Annotated in this window: 2 protein-coding genes; both read left to right on the top strand. The window is 73.6% G+C overall.

Features of this window, described 5'->3' with window-relative positions; genetic code table 11:
• Positions 1-58: 58 nt before the first annotated feature.
• On the top strand, positions 59-9,637 hold the full coding sequence (locus ABZ234_RS06860) for an ADP-ribosyltransferase (protein ID WP_355011334.1): 9,579 nt from the start codon (positions 59-61) through the stop codon (positions 9,635-9,637).
• A complete protein-coding gene (locus tag ABZ234_RS06855) occupies positions 9,634-10,008 on the top strand; it encodes a hypothetical protein (protein WP_355011333.1) in 375 nt (124 codons plus the stop codon). Before ABZ234_RS06860 ends, ABZ234_RS06855 begins: the two co-directional genes overlap by 4 nt.
• Positions 10,009-10,020 lie beyond the last annotated feature (12 nt).

The raw sequence follows: 10,020 nt of genomic DNA, 5'->3' as shown, positions 1-10,020 counted from the left end.
CCGGGGCCCCTCCCCCTACGACGCACCGAACACCGTGAAAACCGTCAACACGGCGCTCGTGGACGGCAACGAAGACGCACCGGCCCCGCAAGAACAGTCCGGGGAGTCGTCGGGCCCGGCGGCGGCGCTCGGATCCGCGGACCAGCCGTCCGCCGAGGCCGCGGAGAGCGTCGCGACCCGCGGCGAGTCCGACGCCGGAGAGGCCCGGGACTCGTTCCCGGATACGCCCGACGCACCGCCGACGCCGCCGCACCGTCCCGGGAGCGTCGCGCCCCTGAGCGACCGGGCGGAGCCGGAGCCGGGGGAGCGTCCCGAGGCCGCCCCGCTCCTGGACACGTTCCGCAGCGCACTCAACGAGCAGCCCCCGCCCGTCCGGAGCGGACCGGTGACCGGTGAGGAGTCATCCGCCCCGGGGGGCGGACCGTCCCCGCAGCCGGTTCCGGCCCGATCGGCGCCCGAGTCGAACACGGACGACGAGATCACCGTGTTCCTGATGGAGACGACGGACCAGGACCCGGCCGAGGTCGACGGGCCCGGGTGGAGGCGCGATCGGGAAGACGGGATGGCCGGCCTCCTCGGGCTGGAGGACCCGGCCGCCCGCGCCGCGGAGCTCGACGACCCGGGCACCAACCCGCACACCTTCGACGCGCTGCCCCGGGACCAGCGCGAGGCCGTCGTGGCGCAGGCGGCCACAGGCTGGCTCTCGTCCCTCACCCGGACCCCCTCGCTGGACACCGCCTCCGTCCAGAACAGGCTGGAGGACCTGACGTACGACGCGGGCGACAACGCCAGCGGTGACGACCTCAACGGCTGGCCGCTCTACGAGAAGAACGGGAACCGGTGGCCGACGCTCACCGATATCCGGGAGATCCACTCCGACGGCGGGAACACCCACACCTTCAACCGGCTCGTCGACGACATCTTCAAGGCGCCCGACCCCGCCCGACGGCTGCGCCACTGGTACGACAACGCGGACGAGGCCGGAGCCCTGGCCAAGGCCGCCGACGGCGCCTACCCGACGGCCGACCGGGTCCTGGACACCCTGCGCACCCTGGACGCCGCGACCGACCGGCCGCTTCCCGGCCCCGTGGAGGTGACCTTCGCGCTGAGCGGGGACGAAGGCCTCCACGGGCTCGGCGGGTACGTCGAGGGCGACCCCTCCTCGCTGGTGGGCACCGAGCAGCGGGAGGCTGGGTACCTGCGCACCTCCCTGGACCGCTCACCGGCCACGGGAGACGACGGCGACGGTACGGTCCTGGTCCGCCTGAGCGTGCCGGAGGGCGGGCGCGGCCTGTGGATCGGCGACAGGGCGGGCACCTCCGACCCGTACACGCTCCTCCTCCCCCGCGGCACCGGCTACCGCGTCACCGGCGTCACGGAGTCGGACGGGATCGTGGAGATCACCGCCGTGGCCCTGCCCGCGGAACCGCGACCGGTGGCCGCGCCCCCGGCGGAGTCCGCCGCGGTCCACGACGACGGGGGTCACGGAGACGACGAGACCGACGCCGGCTCGGAATCGGACGCCTCGGACACCTCGGACGCGGACACCTATGGCAGGGGGTCTCTCGACGAGGACGGCATCCGCCGCTTCGACTCCCCCGAGGAGATCGAGGGGCAGGACCGGTGGCTCCAGGACCCGGCTAACAACCCCCACGCCTTCGACACCCTCACCCCCGAACAGCGCGGGATGGTCGACGCCTACACCAGGTCGGCCTGGATCACCCGTGTCGCCCGCATCCGGCCCTTCCTGCCCCAGACCGTCACGCGACAGCTGATGGAGTGGCGCGCGCAGTCCCGGTCCGAGGCGGCCGACCCCGACACGGCGCAGACGGCCCACGGCTGGGACCTGTACGAGGCCAACGGGCTGTCCTGGCCGTCCGTGGAACGACTGCGCCAGATCGCGGCCTCCCCGCAGCCGTTGCCCCCGCGGACCCGGGGGCTCATCCGGTACGTCCTCGACGCCCCCGACCCCCGTGCCGAACTCGACCACTGGTTCCACAACGCCGGATACGCGGGGGTCATCGCCCGGCTCAACGGGGGCGTCTACCCCGACGCCGCCGAGACCAGGCGGCTGTTCCGCCTCCTGGACGGCGCGGTCGACCGCCCGCTGCCCGAGGGCATGGCCGTGTCCCGCGGCATGCAGTCGATCGACCACCTCCTGCGCACGACCGGGGGCACGGACCCCCGCAGGCTGGTGGGCACCGTCCACACCGAGCCCGGCTACATGTCCACCACCCTGGGCGACTCCCCGTTCAAGACGGACGTGGACGGGTTCCCCTTCCTGCTGCGCCTGGACGTGCCCCAGGGGAGCCGTGGCCTCTGGATCGGTACACGCAGCCACGACCCGGAGCAGATGGAGCTCACCCTCGGCCGCGGCACCACGTACCGCATCACCGGTGTCCAGGACAGGATCGACCCCGAATCCGGCGGCCCGCAGACCGTGGTCACCGCGACCGTGGTCCCCCTGCCACGTGCGGTGCCCGACCTCTTCTCGGAGGGGAGCACGGGTGAGGACGGCGTCCGCAGGTTCTGGAACGCGGAGGAGGCCCACTGGTACGGCCACCGCCTTCACGACCCGGCGCACAACCCGCACACCGTCAACGCGCTCCCCCGGGCACGGCACGACCTCGCCCGCGCCCTCAGCGCGCTCGCTCCCGGGGTCGACCTCACCCCGGCGGACCCGGACGGCGCCCGGGAACTGCTGGACTCCCTACGCGCGGCGAGTCGTGTCACCCAGGCCTCCACCCCCGCGGAGCGGCAGCGGGTCCTCGGGTGGGAGCTGTACGAGGCGAACGGCCTCACCTGGCCCTCCCCCGAGCGGCTGCTCCAGCTCCTGCCCGCGGAGCGGGTGGGCAACCCCGCACGGGCACGATTCATCACCGACCTCCTCAGGCACGGTCCCCAGGAGGCGGCCCGCAAGCTGGGCGGGCTGTACAACGCCGCCGGGCCCGCCGGGGTCCTGGCCCGCGCGAACGGGGGCGCCTACCCCTCGCCCGAGAGGCTGCTGGACATGCTGGCCTCCTACGAGGACGCCGTCCGCCGTCCGCTGCCCGACGCGGTCGAGAGCACCTGGTACCCGGACCCCACGGCGGCGCGGGAGCAGTGGCACGGGTTCGACCCGCACAACCCCTCCGCGCTGGTCGGGACCGAGCAGGTCACCCGGGGATACACCGCGGTCGCGCTCAACCCGCGGTCGGCCGCCCCGGGCGAAGGGGCTGCCGCGGTCGTCCGTCTCGTCCTGCCGTCGGGGGCCCACGGCCTCTGGCTGGGCGGCGCGGGCCCCCGCCCCCAGAACCAGGAGATCATCCTCCCGCCGGGGACCGGGTTCCGGATCGACTCCGTGGACACGTCCGGCGGCCGACCCGTGATCACCGCGCGGGTGCACGTGCCGGCGGACGACACCGCCGCGCCCGCGGCGGTGAGTGCGCCGCCCGCCTCGGCCGGGGCCGCGGTCGACGGGACGAACGACGCCGCCGCCGCCGGGCCGGACACGCTCCGCACCGGGAACGTGCCCGGCGACGGACGGGGGTACGTCGACGGGACCGGGATCCGGAGGTTCCGCACCGAGGAGGAACTCGACGCCTACGACCTGTGGCTCCACGACCCGGCCAACAACCCGCACGCCTTCAACGCCCTGGACCCTGCGCACCGGAACCGGATCGTCGGCTACACGATCGAGGGCTGGCTCAACACCGTGGCCCGCAATTCCATGAGCGCGGACCAGGTGGGGATCACGCTGGACCTGATGCGCCAGGACACCGTCGCGGCGTTCGAGACCAACCCCATGGGCTCGCGCGGCTGGGAACTGTACGAGATGAACGGCCTCGCGTGGCCGACCCTGGACCGGCTGCGGGAACTCCTGGCCCAGGGGCGCGTTCCGGAGAGGGCCGAGGGCTTCGTCCGGTACATCCTGGACGCACAGGACCCGCAGCAGGAACTCGACCACTGGTACGTGCACGCCGGTGAGGCCGGGGAGATCGCCAGGTCGAGCGGCGACGTGTTCCCGACCCCGGAACTCGCGCTCGAGCACCTCCGGACCCTGACGGAGGCCATCGACAGGCCCCTGCCCGAGGGGATCGAGGTGATCCGCGGTCTGGAGGAGCTGGACCACCTCGAAGGCTTCGACGGCAAGGACCCCTACTCCCTCGTGGGGACCGTCCACACCGAGCGCGGGTTCCTGTCCACGTCGCTGGGGAACGAGCTCGCCGGGGTCACGGCCAATTACGCGCACGCGGTGCACCTGGTCCTCCCCCGCGGCTCCCGGGGCATGTGGATCGGTTCGGAGAGCAGGTACCCCGGAGAGCGCGAGCTGATCCTCCCTCCGGGTACGACCTACCGGATCACCCGGGCGGGCTGGGGAGGCTTCCACGGACTGGAGGGTCTGTACATCGAGGCCGAGGTGGTCGTGCCGCCGCGGCCGGTTACCGACCCGGCCCCGCCGCAGGTCGAGGGATCCGCGGACCTGCACGTGTTCACCGTGGCGACCGACACGGACGCCACCGTCACGGGCCCCGACGAACCCGGCCTCGGCGCGGAGGAGGAGGCCGGACTGGCCGCGCTCCTGGGCCTGGAGGACTCCGGGCACGAGAGCGCCGACGACGCGTACGACGACCGGCCGCCCCGGGACCGCGACGACTCCGACGACGACCGGCCCCTCCTCGACCGCTACGACTCCGACGACGACGCGCCGACGGCCTCGGCCGGGCGCACCGACCGGGCCCTGCCCGATCGCACGGACGACGGCGGTACCGCGGCCGCGGCCCCTGAAACGAGCGGCGGAGAGGTCCGCGGATTCCGCACCCGGGAGGAATTGGACGCCTACGCGGAGCGAATGGAGGACCGGGACGGTGAACCGCACACCTACGGCGCTCTCCCGCCGGAGCTGCGCGCCCTCATCGGCGCGCACACCGCGTTCCCGTGGCTCAGCAATCTCGCCCGGCTCGGAACCTCCGACCCGGCGGCCGTCCAGGACAGGCTCGACTACTGGAACAGGATCGGCCTGCAGAACGCCGCCGACCCCGACACCCCCAACGGGTGGGCGCTCTACGAGGCGAACGGCCTGTCGTGGCCCTCGCTCGGCCGGGTGCGCGAACTGTACGCCGAGGGAGGCCGCTCCCCGGGGTTCGGGGCGGTCGCGGCGGACATCTTCGGTTCCTCCGATCCGCGGCTGCGGCTGGACCACTGGTACGAGAACGCGGACGACGCGGGGGAGGTCGCCCGGGCCAACGGCGGTGTCTACCCCACCGGGGACAGGGCCCTGGAGCTCATCCGGGACATGGACACGGCCGTGGACCGGCCCCTGCCCGGCCCGGTCGCGGTGTCCTTCGTGCTGGATGTCGACCGGGACCTGCCCGGACTCGACGGATACGACTGGGACGACCTGTCCGCCGTCGTGGGCAGGGACCAGCGCGAACGGGGGTACACCACCGTCTCCCTGGGCGACTCGCCCTTCACCACCGCACCGCGCGACACCGTGGCGGTCGTCCGCATGGTCCTCCCCGAAGACGCCCGGGGCCTGTGGATCGGCGGCCGGGGCGCGACGGGCGACCCGTACGCACTGGTCCTGCCCCGGGACTTCGGCTACCGCATCACCGACCTCCGGATCACCGACGACGGAATGGAGATCGACGCCGAGCCGGTCCCCGTGGACATGTCGGCGCGAGAGCCGTCCGCGGAGGTCGGGGACGGCGACTCGGAGACCTCCACGCTCGTCGACGAGGAGTCGCGCCTTCCGGCGGGCGACGGCCGCGGGCAGGTCGGCGACGACGGGTACCGGCGCTTCCGCGCCGTGGAGGAACTGGACGCCTACGACCAGTGGCTCCACGACCCGGCCAACAACCCCCACGCCTTCGACACCCTCACCCCCGAACAGCGGGGGATGGTCGACGCCTACACCAGATCCGCCTGGATCACCCGGCTGGCACGTATCCGGCCCCTGTCCCCGACCGGTGTGGCGAGCCAGCTGGCACTGATACGGGCCAAGGCCCAGCAGGAAGCCGGGCAGGCGGCGACCGTGGTGACCGCCCACGGCTGGGACCTGTACGAGGCCAACGGCCTCACCTGGCCCACCCTCGACCGGCTGCGCGAGATCCGGGCGAACCCGGACGGCCTTCCTCCGCGCACCGTCGGACTCGTCGACCACGTCCTCACCGCCCGCGACCCCGCCGCGGAGCTGCGCCACTGGTTCCACAACGCCGGGTACGCCGGGGTCATCGCCCGCCACAACGGCGGGACCTATCCCGACGTGGACCGCGTCCTGGAACTCTTCCGCCTCCTCGACGACGCCACCGGCCGCCCCCTGCCCGAAGGCCTGGTCGTCTCCCGGGGCATGCACTCCATCGACCACCTGCTGCGCGCGGCCGGCAGGTACGACGCCGACGACCTCGAGGGCACGGTCCACACCGAGCCCGGGTACATGTCCACCACCCTGGGCGAACAGGCCTTCAAGACCGACGCCGCCCCCTTCCGCTACCTCCTGCGGCTCAACGTCCCCCAGGAGGCGCACGGCCTCTGGATCGGCTCCCGCAGCCACGACCCCGAACAGCGCGAACTCACCCTCGCCCGCGGTTCCACCTACCGGATCACCGGTGTCCGGGACACGTTCGACATGAACACGGGCGGGATCGTGACCGTGCTCTCCGCGGAGGTGGTCCTGCTCCCGGAGGCCTTCGCGGACCCGCTCTCGGACGGACGGGTGGACGCGTCCGGTGTCCGGAGGTTCCGGACGCCCGCGGAGGCCGACTGGTACGCGCACCGGGCCGCGCGCGCGGAACGCGGCATGCCGGGGCTGGACACCCTCCCCGCGGAGGAACGCCGCGTCGCCACGGCGTTCTCGGGCACCCCGTGGCTCGCGGACCTGGCACTGGTGCCCACGGGCGACCTGCGGACGCAACTCGACCGGTTGCGCTCGATGAGCCGTACCGGGCGGCCCTCGGTCGTGGACCCCCACGGCAGCAGCGGCTGGGAGGTCTACGAGGCCAACGGCCTCACCTGGCCCACCCTGGAGCGGCTGCGGGAGATCGTGGACGCCGCCGAGGGGGAAACCCCGACAACGCGCTTCCTACGGACGGTCCTCACGCTGGAGCGCCCCGAGGAACGGCTGGCCGGTCTGTACCGCAGGAGCGGTATGGCCGGGGCGCTGGCCGCGGCCAACGGGGGGACCTACCCCTCCGCCGCGGGTGCGTGGGAACTGCTCGCAACCTACGACGAAGCGGTGGGGCGCCCGCTCCCGGAGGCGGTCGAGACGACGTGGGTCCTGAACCACACCCGCGACCTCCGGTTCCCCGAGGGGTACGACGAGAGGACCCCCTCCGGCCTGGTGGGCACGGTCCAGAGCAGCCCGGGGTACACCACGGTCTCCGTGAACCCGGAACCGGTGGGCCTGGGACACCCCGCGGTGACCGTCCGGCTGACCCTGCCCGAGGGCGCGCACGGGCTCTGGCTGGGTGCGGAGGGCCCGCGGCCGTCGAACCACGAGATCGTCCTGCCCCGGGGAATGTCCTATCGCGTCACCGGCGCGGAGACGACCGCTCACGGCCTGCTGCTGTCCGCCGAGGCCGTCCTGCCGGAACAGGACGGCACCGCGTCCGGAGCCCGACCGCCGGCCGTGGAGAAAGCCCCTCCCGCGACCGTCGGCGGGGCCGGGCAGAACACGGCCGCTCCCGGCGGGGAGACGGGACACGCGGCCGCCCCGGACGCCTCCGCGGACCCCTCCGCCACCGCCACCGGCATCCCGGTCGGCACCGGTCCCGCCGACGACGGCAGGGGGTACGTCGACGACCAAGGCGTGCGGCGGTTCCGCTCCGTGGAGGAGGCCGACGCCTACGGCCGCTGGCTCCACGATCCGGCGAACAACCCGCACGCCTTCGACACCCTCCACGACCGGCAGCGCGACGACGTGCGCGGGTACACGGCGGACGGATGGCTCAACGTGATCGTCCGCGCCAACCTCTCGGCCGAGCAGATCCAGGACAGCCTGGACGAGGTGCGGGAGGAGACCCGCCTCCAGATCACCACGGACCCGATGGAGGCCCGCGGCTGGAGCCTGTACGAGCTGAACGACCTGTCCTGGCCCACCGTCGAGCGCCTTCGGGAACTCCTGGCGCAGGACCGGGTGCCCGAACACACCGCGGGTTTCGTCAGGTACATCCTCGACGCGCCGGACCCGGAGGCGGAACTGGCGGGCTGGTACGGGCATGCGGGTGGAGCCGGTGTCGTGGCGCGGTCCAACGGGAACGTGTTCCCCACAGCGGCCGATGTGACGGCGTTCCTGGAGCGCCTCGACCGGGCCGTCGACCGCCCACTGCCCGAGACGGTCGAGATGGTCCGCGGCCTGTCCGAGGTCTCGTTCCTCGACGGGTTCCGGGACCTGGACCCCTACTCCCTGGTGGGCACCGTCCAGACCGAGCCCGGTTACATGTCCATGTCCCTGGGCAACGAGCTGGCCGAACACCACCAGGCCGAATCCGGGCACGTCATCCACCTGACCGTGCCCGCGGGCAGCCGCGGCCTGTGGATCGGTGAGAGGAGCGACTACCCGGAGGAGCGCGAGGTCGTCCTCGCCCGGGGCACCACCTACCGGATCACCCGCGCGGGATGGGGCGGATCGCTCGGGCTGCCGGGGTTCCACATCGAAGCCGAGGTGGTGGTCCCGCCGCGGCCGGAGATCGTTCCGTCACCGGAGCAGCGGGCCGGGGACGCCGCGGACGTCCAGGTGCTCACCGTGCTGACCGAGACGGACACCACCGTGACCGGCCCCGAAGAAACGGCACTCAGCGGTGGCGCCGAAGCCTTCCTGACCGCGCTCCTGGGGTTGGACTCCGTCGCCGAAGCCGCGGCCGCGGTCCCCCCGGAGACCACCGCGGAGGACTCCGCCGGTCCCCCGGAGAACGGGACACGGGCTGCTGGGCCGGACCTGCCCGACGACCGCCCCGGACGCGTCGACCCCGACGGCGTGCGCCGGTTCGCCACCGACGCCGACGGCGCGGGGTACGGGAGGCTCGTCCTCGGCGACCGGTTCCCGTCCCTGACCCCGGAGCAGCAGGAGTCCGCACGGGCCTACACGAAGAACGCGCAGTTCTACAACGACTTCTCCCGGCGGGCCAGCCCCGAGACCGAGGTCCTGCGACTCAGCGGGCACCGGTTCTTCGGTTCGTGGGTCGAGAAGTGGTTCGGCGGGCACACCCCGACCCGGGAGAACGCCGAGAAGACCTGGGGCCTCCTGCGCGAGGGGATGGAGCGGCTCGACCGGGCGACGGAGCCGATCCCGGAAACGGTCGAGGTCCGGCGCTCGGTGTTCAGCGTGGGCTTCATGGCCCCGCCGGGGCGGCCCTTCCACGACCCCACGGACCTGATCGGCACGGAGTTCGTCGAACGGGGGTTCCTCTCGGGGTCGCTGGGGGTCGAGACCGTGAACCGGACCGCCGCCTACCAGTTCCACCTGGCCGTGCCCGCGGGGCACCCCGCCCTGTGGATCGGCGCGGACAGCGTGCAACGGTCGGAGAGGGAGCTCCTCCTGCCGCGCGGAACGCGCTTCAGGATCGACGACGCGCTCCAGGACCCCGACACCGGGCAGTGGGTCCTGCGGGTCACCGTGCTCCCGTTCAGCCCCGCGACCGTGACGGAGGAAAAGGGATGACCGACGAGGAACAGGCCGCCCGGGACGCGTTCCGCCCGGACTTCGCGGGCGCCGAGCCCCGGTTCGCCGCCGACACCGACGCGCCGGTGCTGCACGTTCCGGTACTGCGGGGGGACGGAAGTCCGCTGGGCCGCCTCTGGGCTTCGCGGGACGGGGCCGCCGCGGGGTTCCTGCCCGTGCCCGGTCCGGCGGGGCTGAACGCCAAGGGCGCCTGGGTGCGCCGCCTGATCCTGGCCCGGGCCCAGGGGCTGGACGCCCTCGGCGCGCTGGCACGCTGGACCGGGGCCCCTCAGGACGACCGTGCCGGGGCGGTCCCGCCGGGGAGCGTGCCCGAGCACGCCGACCGCCTGGACGGGATCCCTCCCCCCTGATCCGGGCAGGAC

It is taken from the genome of Nocardiopsis sp. NPDC006198, assembly GCF_040613895.1.
GTDB lineage: Bacteria > Actinomycetota > Actinomycetes > Streptosporangiales > Streptosporangiaceae > Nocardiopsis > Nocardiopsis tropica.
Note: the sequence above shows the minus strand (reverse complement) of the source record. Positions and strands in the feature narration are given on the sequence as shown.

Excerpts from the sequence above, each read along its gene's own strand:
- ABZ234_RS06855 (WP_355011333.1), top strand. The coding sequence starts at position 9,634 with ATGACCGACGAGGAACAGGCCGCCCGGGACGCGTTCCGCCCGGACTTC.